This is a genomic window from Actinosynnema sp. NPDC091369, assembly GCF_044757065.1.
Lineage (GTDB): Bacteria > Actinomycetota > Actinomycetes > Mycobacteriales > Pseudonocardiaceae > Actinosynnema.
The window spans coordinates 268,683-283,378 of record NZ_JBIVUG010000005.1; the positions used below are offsets into that span (position 1 = coordinate 268,683).

Annotated in this window: 14 protein-coding genes and 1 pseudogene; 5 read left to right on the plus strand and 10 right to left on the minus strand. The window is 72.7% G+C overall.

Features of this window, described 5'->3' with window-relative positions; all coding sequences use genetic code 11:
* Positions 1–70 precede the first annotated feature (70 nt).
* Positions 71–499, plus strand: a complete 429-nt coding sequence (locus ACIQMJ_RS21115) for a MarR family winged helix-turn-helix transcriptional regulator (RefSeq protein ID WP_499762701.1) — start codon at positions 71–73, stop codon at positions 497–499.
* On the opposite strand, the gene ACIQMJ_RS21120 is transcribed toward ACIQMJ_RS21115, so the two are convergent.
* From ACIQMJ_RS21120 to ACIQMJ_RS21135, 4 genes are all read right to left on the minus strand, one after another.
* Positions 480–1,346, minus strand: a complete 867-nt coding sequence (locus ACIQMJ_RS21120) for a hypothetical protein (protein ID WP_499762702.1) — start codon at positions 1,344–1,346, stop codon at positions 480–482. The two genes, ACIQMJ_RS21115 and ACIQMJ_RS21120, sit on opposite strands and share 20 nt — an antisense overlap.
* On the minus strand, positions 1,343–1,966 hold the full coding sequence (locus tag ACIQMJ_RS21125; RefSeq protein WP_499762703.1) for a hypothetical protein: 624 nt from the start codon (positions 1,964–1,966) through the stop codon (positions 1,343–1,345). The genes ACIQMJ_RS21120 and ACIQMJ_RS21125 overlap by 4 nt, the downstream gene beginning before the upstream one ends.
* 124 nt (positions 1,967–2,090) lie before the next feature.
* Positions 2,091–3,377: a M20/M25/M40 family metallo-hydrolase gene (locus ACIQMJ_RS21130; RefSeq protein ID WP_499762704.1), complete on the minus strand. Its 1,287-nt coding sequence runs from the start codon at positions 3,375–3,377 to the stop codon at positions 2,091–2,093.
* Entirely contained in the window at positions 3,370–4,197 is an 828-nt protein-coding gene (locus ACIQMJ_RS21135; RefSeq protein ID WP_499762705.1) for a M55 family metallopeptidase, read from the minus strand. The genes ACIQMJ_RS21130 and ACIQMJ_RS21135 overlap by 8 nt, the downstream gene beginning before the upstream one ends.
* Before the next feature lie 130 nt (positions 4,198–4,327).
* Between ACIQMJ_RS21135 and ACIQMJ_RS21140 the strand changes: the two genes are divergently transcribed.
* From ACIQMJ_RS21140 to nikE, 4 genes are read left to right on the plus strand one after another with little or no spacing between them, the layout of a single operon-like run.
* Positions 4,328–6,073 carry an ABC transporter substrate-binding protein gene (locus tag ACIQMJ_RS21140; RefSeq protein ID WP_499763064.1) on the plus strand — a complete coding sequence of 582 codons (1,746 nt, stop codon included), beginning with the start codon at positions 4,328–4,330 and terminating at the stop codon, positions 6,071–6,073.
* Positions 6,070–7,026, plus strand: a complete 957-nt coding sequence (locus ACIQMJ_RS21145) for an ABC transporter permease (protein ID WP_499762706.1) — start codon at positions 6,070–6,072, stop codon at positions 7,024–7,026. Before ACIQMJ_RS21140 ends, ACIQMJ_RS21145 begins: the two co-directional genes overlap by 4 nt.
* Positions 7,023–7,907: an ABC transporter permease gene (locus ACIQMJ_RS21150; protein WP_499762707.1), complete on the plus strand. Its 885-nt coding sequence runs from the start codon at positions 7,023–7,025 to the stop codon at positions 7,905–7,907. Before ACIQMJ_RS21145 ends, ACIQMJ_RS21150 begins: the two co-directional genes overlap by 4 nt.
* Positions 7,904–9,493 carry a nickel ABC transporter ATP-binding protein NikE gene (gene nikE, locus ACIQMJ_RS21155; RefSeq protein WP_499762708.1) on the plus strand — a complete coding sequence of 530 codons (1,590 nt, stop codon included), beginning with the start codon at positions 7,904–7,906 and terminating at the stop codon, positions 9,491–9,493. The genes ACIQMJ_RS21150 and nikE overlap by 4 nt, the downstream gene beginning before the upstream one ends.
* On the opposite strand, the gene ACIQMJ_RS21160 is transcribed toward nikE, so the two are convergent.
* The 6 genes and pseudogenes from ACIQMJ_RS21160 to ACIQMJ_RS21185 all read right to left on the minus strand — a co-directional run bounded on the left by ACIQMJ_RS21160 (position 9,448) and on the right by ACIQMJ_RS21185 (position 14,531).
* Positions 9,448–10,272 (minus strand): SDR family NAD(P)-dependent oxidoreductase, encoded by an 825-nt coding sequence (locus ACIQMJ_RS21160; RefSeq protein WP_499762709.1) that lies wholly within the window; start codon positions 10,270–10,272, stop codon positions 9,448–9,450. The genes nikE and ACIQMJ_RS21160 overlap by 46 nt on opposite strands.
* Positions 10,273–10,926: 654 nt before the next feature.
* Positions 10,927–11,280: a winged helix-turn-helix transcriptional regulator gene (locus tag ACIQMJ_RS21165; RefSeq protein ID WP_499762710.1), complete on the minus strand. Its 354-nt coding sequence runs from the start codon at positions 11,278–11,280 to the stop codon at positions 10,927–10,929.
* A gap of 4 nt (positions 11,281–11,284) precedes the next feature.
* Complete coding sequence (locus ACIQMJ_RS21170) at positions 11,285–12,496, minus strand: acyl-CoA dehydrogenase family protein (RefSeq protein WP_499762711.1); 1,212 nt, start codon at positions 12,494–12,496, stop codon at positions 11,285–11,287.
* Entirely contained in the window at positions 12,496–13,503 is a 1,008-nt protein-coding gene (locus ACIQMJ_RS21175) for a phosphotransferase family protein (RefSeq protein WP_499762712.1), read from the minus strand. Before ACIQMJ_RS21175 ends, ACIQMJ_RS21170 begins: the two co-directional genes overlap by 1 nt.
* Positions 13,500–14,141 (minus strand): HAD family hydrolase, encoded by a 642-nt coding sequence (locus ACIQMJ_RS21180; protein ID WP_499762713.1) that lies wholly within the window; start codon positions 14,139–14,141, stop codon positions 13,500–13,502. Before ACIQMJ_RS21180 ends, ACIQMJ_RS21175 begins: the two co-directional genes overlap by 4 nt.
* A gap of 81 nt (positions 14,142–14,222) precedes the next feature.
* A pseudogene (locus tag ACIQMJ_RS21185) lies at positions 14,223–14,531 on the minus strand (DUF6886 family protein).
* Positions 14,532–14,696 lie beyond the last annotated feature (165 nt).

Genomic DNA, 14,696 nt, shown 5'->3' on the forward strand with positions numbered 1-14,696 from the left:
CCACCGAAGTCACTCGGCAGGCTGAACACGCTAGGGTGATCAACTTCTCTGACCGATGTCAAGGAGTGACGTGCCCGACGACCTCGGCCTGCTGCTGTACCTGCCGCACCGCGAGTTGGAGAACCGGGTGTTCGCCGCCCTGGCGGCGGCGGGGTTCGACGACGTGACGCCCGCACAGGCCCGGGTGTTCCACCGGATCGACCGCGACGGGTCGCGGCTGACGGAGCTGGCGGAGGCCGCGCGGATCACCAAGCAGACCGCCGGTTTCCTGGTCGACCAGCTCGAACGCGCCGGGTACGTGGAGCGCGGCCCGGACCCGACCGACGCGCGGGCCCGGCTGATCCGGGTCGCCGGACGGGGCCGCGCGGCGATCACGGTGTGCCTGGCCGCGGTCGCCGAGGTGGAGCGCGAGTGGACCGCGCACCTGGGCAGGCCGCGGATGGCTGCGCTGCTGGACGCGCTGGCCAGGCTGCGCGAGATCACCGACCCGGGCCGGTAGCGGCCGGGCAGGTCGGCGGGTGGCGGCCCAGTTCGACGCGGATGTCGTCGTCGTCGGCGAGCACGACCACGGTGCCGCGGTCGCGGGTCCAGCCGTCGGAGATCAGGAAGTACTCGGCCCCGACCTTGGCGAACAGGCGCAGGCCCAGGTAGCGGAACCGGTAGCGGGAGCCGTCGGCGGCCAGGGGCTCCTCGCAGGCGCCGGGCGCGGTGATGTGCAGGCGTTCGCGGGCGTAGACGACGACGGCGGTCTGGCCGTGCACGTCCGCGGCGTACCGGCGGGCCAGTTCGACGCCCCGGACCTCGGCGTAGTTGCCCGCCGACCAGAACAGCGACAGCGACACGACCGCGAAGGTGAGCACCCTGGTCCACGTCGGGTGGACGTCGGGGCGGCGCAGGCGGCTCGCGTACAGGGACAGCACGATCCCGCCGCCGACCGCGAGCGGGAAGGCGTAGAAGCTGGTGACGGGGAACAGCAGGCCGAGCGCCACGGTCAGGGCGGGCAGGATCAGCCAGGCCGGCGACAACGCCGCCGGCAGGACCCGTGCGTACCGGCCGGGCCCGGCGCTCGCCGCGCGCACGCGGGGTTCCAGCCACCGGCAGACCAGGGCGATCCCCACCACCACGGCCAGCAGCAGGAACACCGGTCCGACGCTGCGCAGCACGTAGTCCGTGGTGGACATGCCCAGCACGGCGCTGTCGATGCCCAGCTCGCGGGCCTGCACGTCGCTGCGCCGCCAGCCGAAGTAGACCAGCAGGCCGGTGAGCACGGTGACGTTGGCCAACGCCTCGCCGACCCGCTGCACCGCGTCCGGTCGGTCCTCGTCGGGGGCGTCCCGGCAGGTCATGACGCCGGCGCGGCGGTCGTGGTGGTTGTCCTGCCGGTGGTTGTCGCCGTCGTCGTGCGGGTGGTGGTCGTTGCGGTGGTGTCGGTGCGCGGGTCGGCCCGATGGGTGTCGTCGGGCCAGTCCGGTGGCCGCCCCTCGACGCAGGTGACGGTGTCGGGCGCCCGTTGCTCCAGGTAGCTGCGCACGGCCTGGTAGGTCGCGCAGTCGACCTCGCCGCTGCCGTCGGCGCCGCGGTCGACCTCCCAGCCGTACCGCGAGGCCCGCTCGGACACCGCGCGCCCGGCCGACTCCCCGCCCCGGCACAGGTGCACCGCGGCCTGGTAGAGCAGGACGTTGCGCGGGCTCGTCATCGAGCGCCACTCGGCGTCCAGGGTCGACTGGGCCCCGTCGCAGTCGCCGGTCCTCAGCGTCCGGTAGACGTCGTCCTCGGGGAAGCTCGGCGAATCCGGTCCCTCGGGGAGGAACCAGCCGTACCGAGTCCCGCCGTTGCCCGTTCCCCCGCCGGTGGTGTCGTGGTGGCCCGTCCCGGTCGGACGGCTGGTGGTCGTCGGGTCGGCGTCGCCGCCCGGGTGGTCGAACGCCCCGCTCTCGCACGAGGCGACGCCCACGACGACCGCCACCGCGACTGCTCCTCTGGTGATGTGCGCCCACATGAGCCGGCTCCCTTCACCATCACTCCCCGAGCTAGGAGCCTGGTGGGCGGGGTGGGGATACGCGGGCCGGAATACCCGATCGGGTGAGGCGTCACGAGGAGAGGAAGCGGTCGAGCACGCGGACGCCGAAGCGGAGCCCGTCCACGGGCACGCGCTCGTCCACGCCGTGGGGCATGGCGCGGTAGTCGTAGCCGGGTGGCAGGGACAGCGGCGCGAAGCCGTAGCAGTCGATGCCCAGCCGGCTGAACGCCTTGGCGTCCGTGCCGCCGCCCATGCAGTAGGGCACGACCACGGCGTCGGGGTCCTCGGCGCGCAGCGCGGCGGCCATGGCGTCGAACCAGGGCGAGTCGATCGGGGCCTGGACGGGCGGCTCGTCGGCGATGAACTCGCGGCGCACGTCCGGGCCGAGCGCGGCGTCGATCGAGGCCAGCAGTTCGTCCACGGCGCCGGGCAGGGTGCGCACGTCCAGCTCGGCGGTGGCGCTGCCGGGGATCACGTTCACCTTGTAGCCGGCTTTGAGCACGGTGGGCGTGGCGCTGTTGCGGATCGTGTTCTCCACCAGGCGGGCGGCCGGGCCGAACCGGGCGATGGTGGCGTCAACGTCGTCCAGGTCGACCGGCACGTGCAGCGCGTCGCCGACCCGTTCGATGAACGCCCGCACGGTCGGGGTCAGCCGCACGGGGTGCTCGACGGCGCTGACGCGGCCCAGCGCGGCGAGCAGCTTCACCACGGCGTTGTCGTCGTTGCGGCGCGAGCCGTGCCCGGCCCGGCCGGTGGCGGTGAGCCGAAGGTGGGAGGTGCCGCGCTCGGCGGTGCCGACGGGGTAGACGCGCCGGTCGCCGACGGGGTAGGAGTAGCCGCCGGACTCGCCGATGGCGGTGGCGCAGCCGGTGAAGAAGTCGGCGTGGTGGTCGACCAGCCAGTGCGCGCCGTGCTCGCCGCGGTCCTCCTCGTCGGCGACGAACGCCAGCACGATGTCGCGGCGCGGTCGTCGCCCCTCGCGGGACCAGGTGCCGAGCACGGCAAGCACCATGGCGATCATGTCCTTCATGTCGACCGCGCCGCGGCCCCACAGGTAGCCGTCGCGCTCGATCCCGGCGAACGGCGGCACGCTCCACTCGGCGGCGTCGGCGGGCACCACGTCCAGGTGCGCCTGCACGAGCAGCGCGGGCAGGTCGGGCTCGGTGCCGGGCACGCGGGCCAGGACGTTGCCGCGGCGGGGCGCGGGTTCGAGCAGGGTGGCCGGCACGCCGACGGCGTCCAGGTGCGCGGCGACGAACTCGGCGGCCTCGCGTTCGCCCGCGGACTCGCCGCCGCCGTGGTTGGTGGTGTCGAAGCGCAGCAGCGCGGCGCACAGGTCGACGACGTCCTCAGCCATAGATGCCCTCCACCGCTCCCGCCGCGATCGCCGTGACGACCTTGAACGCCTGCATCGCCAGCGTCATGGACGCGGCGTCGAACCCGACCCGGCGCGGGCCGACCTGCTCCACCGTGGGTACCACGGCCGCGGCGGCGGCCAGGTGGGTGGCGTCGAACTCCACCTCGACGCGGTGCGGCGCGACCGCGCCCGACCCCCGCCCGGCGCGGCCCATGCCGGTCCGGGCGGCCGCGGTGATCAGCTCGGAGGTCACCTGCGGTGGCGCGCAGACGGCGGCGTAGCGGCTCACGCACTCCTTGACGACGGCGAGCGCGGCCTCGGGCGCGTAGTCGCGGGCGTCGTCGCACGCCTTGTCGTCGCCGGTCACCAGCAGCACGGGCACGCCGTGCTCGGCGGCCAGCGCGGCGTTGAGCCTGCCCTCGCTCGCGGGGACGCCGTCGAGCCACACGCCGGTGACGGAGTTCTCCAGGTAGGTGTGGGCGAGGACGCCCTCCTGGCCCGCGCCCGCGTGGTAGCCGAGGAACACCACGCCGTCCACACCGGAGTCGACGCCCTGCATCATCGACAGCGGCTTGTGCCGCCCGGTGAGCAGCCGCGCGCCCGGGTCGAGGTCTTCGAGCAGGAGGTTGCGCTGGGAGGAGTGCGCCTCGTTGACGAGCACGTCGGTGGCGCCGCCCGCGCGCAGGCCCGCGACGCAGGCGTTGACGTCGACGGTGAACAGCCGTCGGAACCGCTGCCACTGCTCGGTCTGCGGGACGACGTCGGCGGTCCACGTGACGCCGGTCGCCCCCTCCATGTCCGCCGAGATCAAGATCCGCATGCGTTCACCGTACCGAGCCGATGTCGGTTCTTGACGCGCGCCACAACGTAGTGGTTACTTCTTGACTTCCACTCACGGGCGGGAGGCGGTCACTGTGGGTATCCCACGATTCGGCGCGGTCACGGCGGCGATGGCACTGGTGGTATTGCTCGCGCCCACACCGGCGCCGGCGCAACAGGCGGTGACACTGCGGGTGGCGATCACCCAGCAGGTGGATTCGCTCAACCCGTTCCTGTCGGTCTTCCAGGCGGGCACCGAGGTCGGCAGGCTGATGTACGACTACCTGACCGCCTACGACGTCAAGGACCAGCGCCCGGTGGAGGGCCTGGCCGACCGCTGGGAGTCCTCCGAGGACCGGCTGACGTGGACCTTCCACGTGCCGGAGGGCAAGAAGTGGTCCGACGGGCAGCCCATCACCGCCAAGGACGCGGCGTTCACCTACGACCTCATGATGCGCGACGAGGTCGCCGCCACCGCCAACGGCAGCTTCACCGCCGACTTCGAGTCCGTCACCGCGACCGACGACCGCACGCTGGTGATCAAGACCAAGCAGCCGCAGGCGACCATGCTCGCGCTGGACGTGCCGATCGTGCCCGAGCACGTGTGGTCGAAGGTCACCGACATCGGCGAGTACCGCAACGACCAGACGCCCGTGGTCGGCAGCGGGCCGTTCATCCTGACCGAGTACCGGGCCAACGAGTTCATCCGGTTCAAGGCCAACAAGGACTACTGGCGGGGCGCGCCCAAGTACGACGAGCTGACGTTCACCTACTACAAGACCTCCGACGCCGCGGTGCAGGCGCTGGGCAAGGGCGAGGTCGACCTGGTCAACCGGATGGGGCCGGCGCAGTTCGACTCCCTCAAGGACAAGGAAGGCATCACGCGCAACCAGGCGCAGGGCCGCCGCTTCAACGAGATCGTGATCAACTCGGGTGCGGCGACGCGCACCGGCGAGCCGATCGGCGACGGGCACCCGGCGTTGAAGGACGTCGTGGTGCGCCGGGCCATCGCCCAGTCGCTGGACCTGGACGCGATCATCGCCAAGGTCAACGGCGGCTACGCGCAGCGCGGCACCGGCCCGATCCCGCCGGTGTTCGCCGACTACCACCTCGAGCCCGAGTCGGTGCGCCCCTACGACCCGGCCGCGGCCAACGCCGAGCTGGACCGGGCGGGCTACGCGCGCGGCGCGGACGGCATCCGCGTCTCGCCCGAGGGCAGGCGCATGGAGCTGCGGCTGCTCGGGCACGCCAGCCGCGCCTACGACGAGCAGACCGCCGAGTTCGTCAAGCGGTCGCTGGCCGACCTGGGCATCGTGGTGGACGTGCAGATCGTGTCGGACAACCAGCTCAACGAGTCCGGCACGGCCGGCACGTTCGACCTGCAGTTCTCCGGCTGGGGCACCAACCCCGACCCGGACTTCATCCTGTCGCTGCACACCTGCGGCCAGCGGCCCAACGCCGACGGCAAGGGCGGCACCACCGACACGTTCTTCTGCGACGCCGAGTACGACGCCCTCTACGCGCAGCAGCGCGCCGAGTTCGACCCGACCAAGCGGCGCGAGCTCGTGCGCAGGATGCAGCAGCGGTTCTACGACCAGGTACCGGCCGTGGTCCTGGGCTACGACAACGCCCTGGAGGCTTACCGCAGCGACAAGTTCGCCTCGTTCCCCGTGCAGCCCGACCCGGGCGGCGTGATCATGGCGCAGAACGGCGTGTGGGGGTACTACGGCGCGACGCCGGTCGCGTCGGCCGGCGAGTCGGCCGGTTCCAACACCGGGCTCGTGCTCGGCGTGGTGGGCGGCGCGGTGATCGTGCTGGTCGGCGCGGTGTGGCTGCTGGGTCGGCGGCGCGGGCTGCGCGCGGAGGACCGCGAGTGATCCGGCACCTGGCGGGCAAGGTCGGCGGCGCGCTGGTCAGCCTGCTGTTCGTGGTGGCGCTGGGGTTCCTGCTGTTCCGGGTCATCCCGGGTGACCCCGTGGTCGCGATGACGCGGGGCCGCCCGGTTACCGGCGACCAGCTCGCCGAGCTGCGCGCCCGGCTGGGCGTGGACAAGCCGTTGACCGAGCAGTTCGTGGACTACCTGGCCGCGGCCGTGCGCGGCGACTTCGGCACGTCCTACGTCTACAGCAGGCCCGTGCTGGAGCTGATCGGCGAACGGCTGTGGCCGACCGTGCTGCTCACCGGCACGTCCACGGTGCTGGCCGTGGTGATCGGCCTGTGGCTGGGCATCCGGGGCGCCTGGCGGCGCGGGTCGCGGTCGGACCGGATCTCCACCGGCCTGGCGCTGGCCCAGTGGGCGATGCCGACGTTCTGGCTGGGCATGCTGCTGTCGCTGGCCACCGGCGACCTGTTCCCCAGCGGCGGCATGCGCTACCCGGACACGCCACCGGACTTCCTGTCGCAGTCGCTGGACGTCGCGCACCACATGGTGCTGCCGTGCCTGACCATGATCGCCGTGGTCTACGCGCAGTACCTGCTGGTGATGCGGTCGTCGCTGCTGGAGGAGATGCACGCGGACTACCTGACCACCGCGCGGGCCAAGGGGCTGCGCGACGACCTGGTGCGGCGGCGGCACGCCGTGCCCAACGCGCTGCTGCCGACCGTGACGCTGGTGTTCCTGCACCTGGGGCTGGTGGTGTCGGGCGCGATCACGGTGGAGACGGTGTTCTCCTGGCCCGGCTTGGGGCTGCTGACCTACGAGGCGCTGACCGGGCCGGACCTGCCGCTGCTCCAGGGCACGTTCGTCGTGCTGGCGGGAGCGGTGATCACCATGAACGTGTTCGCGGACCTGCTGTACCGGGTCCTGGACCCGAGGGTGCGTGCGGCGTGACGGCGATCGTGTGGCAGCGGCGGCGGGCCGCGGCGCGGGCCACGTGGCGGGAGTTCGCCTCCCAGCGCGGCGGACTGGCAGGGCTGATCGGGTTGGCGGTGATCGCGCTGCTCGCCGTGCTGGCGCCGTGGGTGACCGACGCGTCCGGGCTGGACGTGACGCGGGCGACCGCGCGGCCGTGGGAGCCGCCGTCGGCGTCGCACTGGCTGGGCACCGACCACAACGGGCGCTCGGTGCTGCTGCTGACGTGGTGGGGCACCCGGATCTCGCTGGTGGTGGGACTCGCGGCCACGGTGTTGTCGGTGCTGATCGGTACCGTGGTCGGGATCTCGGCGGCGCACTTCGGCGGGTGGGTGTCGGCGGTGCTCATGCGGTTCACCGACTTCTTCCTGGTGCTGCCGTCGTTGGTGCTGGCCATCGCGCTGTCGACCGTGCTGCCGCGCGGGCTGGGCACGATCGTGCTGGCGATCGGGGTGACGTCGTGGCCCGCCACGGCGCGGCTGGTGCGCGCGCAGACGCTCGCGGTGGAGGCGCGCCCGTTCATCGAGCGGGCGCGGGCGCTGGGTGGCGGACACGGGCACGTGATCGGCAGGCACGTCCTGCCCGCGGTGCTGCCGCTGGTGTTCGTGAACACGACGTTGACCGTGGCCAGCGCGATCGTGTCGGAGTCGACCCTGTCGTTCCTGGGGTTGGGCGACCCGACGCGCGTGTCGTGGGGGTCGCTGCTGCACGCGGCGAACATGCACGGCGCGGTGTCGCAGCGGGCCTGGTGGTTCCTCATCCCGCCCGGGTTGGGCGTGGTGTGCGTGGTGCTGGCGTTCACGCTGTGCGGGCGGGCCCTGGAGACGGTGCTCAACCCGCGGTTGAAGGGGGAGCGGTGAGCGGCCTGCTGGAGCTGCGTGACCTGAGCGTGCACTACCGGACCGCGCGCGGCGAGGTGACGGCCGTGCGATCGGTGTCGCTGGGCCTGGAGGCCGGGCAGACGCTGGGGCTGGCCGGGGAGTCGGGGTGCGGCAAGTCGACCGTGGCCATGTCGGTGCTGCGGCTGCTGCCCCGCACCGCCCGCGTCGAGGGCCAGGTGCTGCTCGACGGCGAGGACGTGCAGGGCATGACCTGGGGTCGGCTGCGGGCGGTGCGGTGGGCGGCGGCGTCGGTGGTGTTCCAGGGCGCGATGCACGCGTTGAACCCGGTGCACCGGGTGGGCGAGCAGATCGCCGAGCCGATGCGGCTGCACGGCGTCACCGGGTCGGTGTCGGAGCTGCTGGAGCAGGTCGAGCTGCCCGCCCGCGCGGCCCGGGCCTACCCGCACGAGCTGTCGGGCGGGCAGAAGCAGCGGGTGATGATCGCGATGGCGTTGGCGTGCGAGCCGCGCCTGGTGATCGCCGACGAGCCGACCACGGCGCTGGACGTCGTGGTGCAGGCCCAGGTGCTTGCCGTGCTGAAGCGGCTGGTGTCCGAGCGGGACATCGGGCTGGTGATGATCAGCCACGACCTGTCGGTGCTGGCCTCGACGTGCGACCGGCTGGCCGTGATGCGGCACGGGCAGGTGGTCGAGGAGGGCCCGGCGCGGGGGGTGATCACGTCGCCGACCCACCCGCACACGCAGGCGTTGGCGGCGGCGTTCCCGATCGTGGGCGATCCCGCGTCACGGCACGTGACACCGTCGGAGGTCGCCCCGGACGGGCCGGTGCTGCTGCGCGCGGAAGGCGTGCGGGTGTCGTTCGGCGCGACGGAGGCCGTGGCCGGGGTGGACCTGGAGGTGCGGGCCGGGGAGATCGTCGCCCTGGTCGGGCAGTCCGGCTCGGGCAAGACCACGTTGGCGCGCACCGTGCTCGGCCTGCAGAAGCCGAACGCGGGCCGGGTGCTGTTCGAGGGCGTCGAGCTCCCCCGGTCGGCGGCCGGTCTGCGCGCCTACCGGCGGCAGGTGCAGCTGGTGCTGCAGGACCCGACGAGCGCGCTGAACCCGCGGCACTCGGTGTACGAGGCGGTCGCGGAGGGTCTGCGGATCCACCGGGTCGAGGGCGACGAGTCCGCGCGGGTCGCCGAGGCGCTGTCGCAGGCCGAGCTGCGCCCGCCGGAGCTGTTCTTCCCGTCGTTGCCGCACGAGCTGTCCGGCGGTCAGCGCCAACGCGTGGTGATCGCGGGCGCGTTGGCGCTGGGGCCGCGGCTGCTGGTGGCGGACGAGCCGGTGGCGTCGCTGGACGCGTCGGTGCGCGGCGAGATCCTGGCGCTGCTGCTGCGGCTGCGCCGCGAACTGGGCCTGGCCGCGCTGGTGATCACCCACGACCTGGGGTTGGCGTGGACGATCGCCGACCGGGTCGCCGTGATGTACCGGGGCGAGCTGGTCGAGCAGGGCACGGTGGAACAGGTCCTGCTGTCACCGCGGCACGACTACACGCGCACCCTGCTCGCGGCCGTGCCTCACGACCAGCGCAGCACCCGCCCGAACTGGACGAGTTCGCCGTAGTGCTCGGGGTGGCGCGCGCCCAGCGCCAGGTCGAGCAGCGGCTCCGCCGCCTCCACCGGACTGGCCGCGCCGCTCATGTCGGAGAACCACGGGCGTGAGGCGTCGGTGTCGACCAGGCCGGGGCAGACGGCGGCGATCAGCGTGCCGGTCGCCGCGTCGGCCTCCCGGCGCCGCGCGGCCACCGCGCGCACGGCCGCGACCTGGCCCACCTTGGACGGGATGTTGATCCAGTCCGGCCAGCCCCGGTCGGCGGCGGTGCCGTCGAGCACGGCGTCGCGCCAGGCCAGCACCGCGGCGTCGACGTCGTCCAGCGAGCCGTCGGGCGCGAAGAGCTCGTGCAGGTGGCGGGGGAGTTGGCGCAGGGTGCCGAAGGAGCTGGCCACGACCAGCAGCGCGCCGCCGGGACGCAGCAGGGGCGTGAAGGCGCGGAGGACGTGGGAGGTGCCGAGGTTGTTGGTGTCGACGAACGGGCCGACCTGCTCGCCCCACGACGCGCCGGGGGTGAGCCGTGCGGCGGCGTTGGAGAGCACCACGTCCACCCCGCCGTGGCGTTCGCGCAGGTCGTCGGCGAAGGCGGTGACGGCTCGCGCGTCGCTGACGTCCAGCACGGCGGTGCGGATGGCGTCGTGCCCGATCGCGGCGGCGGCGTCGGCCACGCGTCCGGCGTCCCGGCCGGTGAGGTAGACGACGTCGGTGGGGGCGGCGCGGTGCGCGAGACCTTCGGCGAGGGCGAAACCCAGGCCCTGGTTCGCGCCGGTGACGACGGAGATGCGGGTCATGCGGACATGATCGTGCGCCCCCAGGAACCGATCGGTTCCTCGTATACTCCACTGTTGAGCTGCGCCTTTGCCGACGTTCGGCTCCCCGATCGGGTGATCCTGCCTCCGGCAATCAAAGATCACGCCGTTATCATTGCGGCCGAACGTCGGTTGAAACAACGAGGCCGGCAACCAACCCCCGCCCCTCGCAGGCCGACTCCCGGCCCACCCATGTCGCGCAACGCTGGCCACTGGCCGCGGACGGACCAAGCAGGACACTCGCCCTGGGTCCACAGGCTCACAGCGCACTGGGCTCTCCCGCGTCCCGCGCGGTACAGCCCGTCCGGACAGCGGACAGCGCGCGATGCGGCCGAGCGCTGCCGCTTGGACGTGACGCCGGATCGCCTTGAACCAGCACCGGCTTGCCCTCGACGCGAGCCTGACCCGGCGGGCTGCGTCGAGGCCGGGCTGGGCTGGGTAGGCATAGGCACCCCACCAGCCCATCCGAGCCCGGTGCGGTGCGGGGGGGTGTCGAGCGGGTCGGCCTGGGTGAGATGGTGCGGCTGGTGCGGTGGGTCAGGTGGTGAGCCGGGCCGGCGGGTTGGGATGCGGGTGGGCTGGGATGTGGCTGGCTGGGGCGCGTCGGGCTGCGGGGTGGGGGCGAGTTCGGCGGGGTCAGGTGCGGGGGCCTGAGGTGGGGTTGGCGGCGGCGTGGCGGGCGTCGAGGAGGTCGCCCGTGTGCTCCTCGGCCCACGCGGCCAGGGCGCGGACCGGGGTGAGGAGCGAGTGGCCCAGGTCGGTCAGGGTGTGGCGGCCGTCGTCGCTGGTCAGGAGGCCGTTGGTGCGCAGTCTGGCCAGGGTTTGGGTGAGCATCTTGTTGCTGATGCCGCCGATCCGGTCCAGCAGTTCCCCGTACCGCAGCGGTCCGTTGCCGAGGGCGACGACGACCACGACCGACCAGGTGTGCCCGACGACCTCCAGGGTCGTGCGGGCGGGGCAGTCGGCGAGGAACACGTCGTAGTCGCTCACCCGGTCACAGATACCGCTTGAGCTCCCGCTTCGCCAACGACATCCGGTGGACCTCGTCGGGGCCGTCGGCCAGGCGCAGGGTGCGCGCCGAGGCCCACAGCTCGGCCAGCGGGAAGTCCTGGCTCACGCCGCCGGCGCCGTGCGCCTGGATCGCCTTGTCCAGCACCCACTCCGCCATGAGCGGCGTGCCGATCTTGATGGCCTGGATCTCGGTGTGCGCGCCCTTGTTGCCGACGGTGTCCATCAGCCACGCGGTCTTGAGCACCAGCAGTCGGGCCTGCTCGATGCGCACCCGCGACTCGGCGATCCACTCCTGCACGACACCCTGGCGCGCGATCGGCTGACCGAACGCGACCCGCGAGATCGCACGGCGGCACATCAGCTCCAGGGCGCGTTCGGCGATGCCGATCAGCCGCATGCAGTGGTGGATGCGGCCGGGGCCGAGGCGGGCTTGGGCGATCGCGAAGCCCTCGCCCTCGCCGGCGATGAGGTTGTCCGCGGGCACGCGCACGTTGTCGAAGACGATCTCGGCGTGCCCGCCGTGCGAGGCGTCGGTGTAGCCGAAGACGTGCATGCCGCGCTTGACGTGCACGCCCGGCGTGTCGCGCGGCACCAGGATCATGGCCTGCTGGCGGTGGCGTTCGGCGTCGGGGTCGGTCTTGCCCATCACGATGAAGATCGCGCAGTTGGGGTTCATCGCGCCCGAGGACCACCACTTGGTGCCGTTGATGACGTACTCGTCGCCGTCGCGGACGATGCTGGTGGCGATGTTGGTGGCGTCGGAGGACGCGACGTCGGGTTCGGTCATGCAGAACGCGGACCGGATCTCGCCGTCCAGCAGGGGCCGCAGCCACTGCTTCTTCTGCTGCTCGGTGCCGAACATCGCCAGCACCTCCATGTTCCCGGTGTCCGGCGCGGCGCAGTTGAGCGCCTCGGGGGCCAGGTGCGGGCTGCGGCCGGTGATCTCGGCCAGCGGCGCGTACTGCAGGTTCGTCAACCCGCCGCCGTGCTCGGGGTCGGGCAGGAACAGGTTCCACAGGCCCTGCCTGCGGGCCTCGACCTTGAGCTCCTCCAGCACCGCGGGCCGGGCCCAAGGGTCCTCGGCGTCGCGCAGCTGCTGCTCGGCGACCGGTTCGGCGGGGTAGACGAACTCGTCCATGAACCGCAGCAGCTTCTCGCGCAGTTCCTCAATCTTGGCGTCGTAGGCGAAGTCCATCAGTGCTCCCCTGAGGTCGCGGCGAGTCCCTGCCGGACCAGCGGCAGGGTGAGGTGGCCGATCTGGTCGAACCCCGCGCCCACGGTCTTGCCGTGGGTGAAGCGGAAGTGGATGCCTTCGAGGATCACGGCGAGCTTGAAGTACGCGAACGCCGTGTACCAGGCCAGGCCGCTGGTGTCGGCGCCGCTGCGCTCGGCGTAGCGGCGCACCAGCTCGTCGGTGCCGGTGAACCCGGGCAGCGTGGGCACGGTGCCGGTGATCGGGTCGTCCTCGCGCGCGCCGATGCCGTTCCAGTACACGCACAGCAGGCCGACGTCGGCCAGCGGGTCGCCCAGGGTGGCCATCTCCCAGTCCAGGACCGCGCTGATGTCCAGCGGGTCCTCGGTGACCAGGACGTTGTCCAGCCGGTAGTCGCCGTGCACGATCGTGGCGCGGGCCGAGTCGGGGACGCTGTCGGCGAGCCGGTCGCGCAGCTCGTCGATGCCGGGCAGGTCGCGGCTGCGGGAGGCGTCGAGCTGCTTGCCCCAGCGGGCGACCTGGCGCTTGAGGAATCCGTCCGGTCGGCCGAAGTCGGCCAGTCCGACGTCCTTCGGGTCGACGGCGTGCAGGTCGGCGAGCACGTCGACCAGCCGTTCGGACAGGGCTCGGGCCTTGTCCGGGGTCAGCCACGGGCACTGGTCGCGGTGCCGCAGCGCCACGCCCGGAACCTCTTCCATCAGGTAGAACGGCGCGCCGATGACGTCGGTGTCCTCGCACAGCAGCTCGACCCGCGGCACGGGCACGGCGGTGTCGGCCAGCGCTTTGATCACGCGGTGCTCGCGGGCCATGTCGTGCGCGGTGGCCAGCACGTGGCCCAGCGGCGGGCGGCGCAGCACCCAGCGCTGGTCGCCGTCGGTGACGCGGTAGGTCAGGTTGGACCGGCCGCCGGGGATGAGTTCGCCGGTCAACGGCCCGGTGCCCAGGTGGGCGGCGAGCCGGTCGAGGTCCAGGCCGGGCAGTTCGGTCATGCGGCAACTCCCCTGAGCTGGGCGATCACCGCACGGGTCGTGTCGGCGTCGGTGTGCCGGTGGGCGTGCAGGCCGACCGCCTGCGCCGCTTCGACGTTGACGGGCGCGTCGTCGAAGAACACGCACCGGTGGGCGGGCAGGCCGATCCGGTCGAGGGTGTGCTCGAAGATGCGCGGGTCGGGTTTGCGCAGGCCGATCCGGCCGCTGATCACGATCGTGTCGAACAGCTCCAGCAGCAGCTCTTCGGGGTAGCCCTCGCCCCAGCTGTTGGACAGCAGCACGGTCCGCAGGCCGTCGGCGCGCAGTTCGCGGACCAGGTCGACCATCTTCGGGTCGGGGTGCGCGCTGCCGAACATGCGGCGCAGCAGACCTTTCGAGGCGACCTCGCGGCCGTCGAGGGTGATCAACTCGGCAGCCAGGAGCGCTTCGAACTCGTCGGTCGTGAGCTCGCCGGTCTCGAGCCGGGCCACCGGGTTGTCGGGGACCGCGTCCCGGCCCATCCAGGTCCGCATGGTCCGGCCGTAGCGGTCCCGGTCGATGTTCTCCGAGGTCAGCCAGTCGTCGATGAAGGCGGGCACGGAGACCGTCAGCACGCCACCCCAGTCCAGCACCACCGCTTCGATGCGCCGTTCGTCCACGTCGCGAGGGTACCGACCGGTCGGTATGTAGGCAACCCTTCCCGCTCGGGACGGCCTGTCGGAGGGGCCAGTCCAGGTTCGTCAGGCCGGTTCGGCGGCCAGGGCGTTGCGCGGGCGGAGTCCGCTGAACCCCAGGGTGCTCGTGGTGACCCGCCGCCAGAACGGCCGGAGGGTGGCCCTCAGCCGCAGTTCGATGCGGGCGTCCTCGTGCAACGCCGGCAGGTCGCCGACAGGCTCGGGAGGGCCGAGCGGGTGGCCCGGCGTCGAACCGGTGGCGTACAGGCGCGCCGTCTGCATCCGGCGCAGCGGGCCGAACTCGATCGCGTGCACCCGGTGCGCGCCCGGTCACGCGCGGTCCTCGGCGGTGATCGCGGGTTCGTCCCAGGCCATCGGACGCGGGCACTGGCGCGGGAACCGGCAGTCGGGTGCACGTGCGTGGTCCACGGCTCACACGCAGGCCCCGGGTTGAGGGCGTGGCGGCGACGTGCGGGCGGAACCGGGTGGTCGTCGGGTCTTCGGAGAAGTGCAGCACTGCTCCGGCACTGGTCGCGGTGC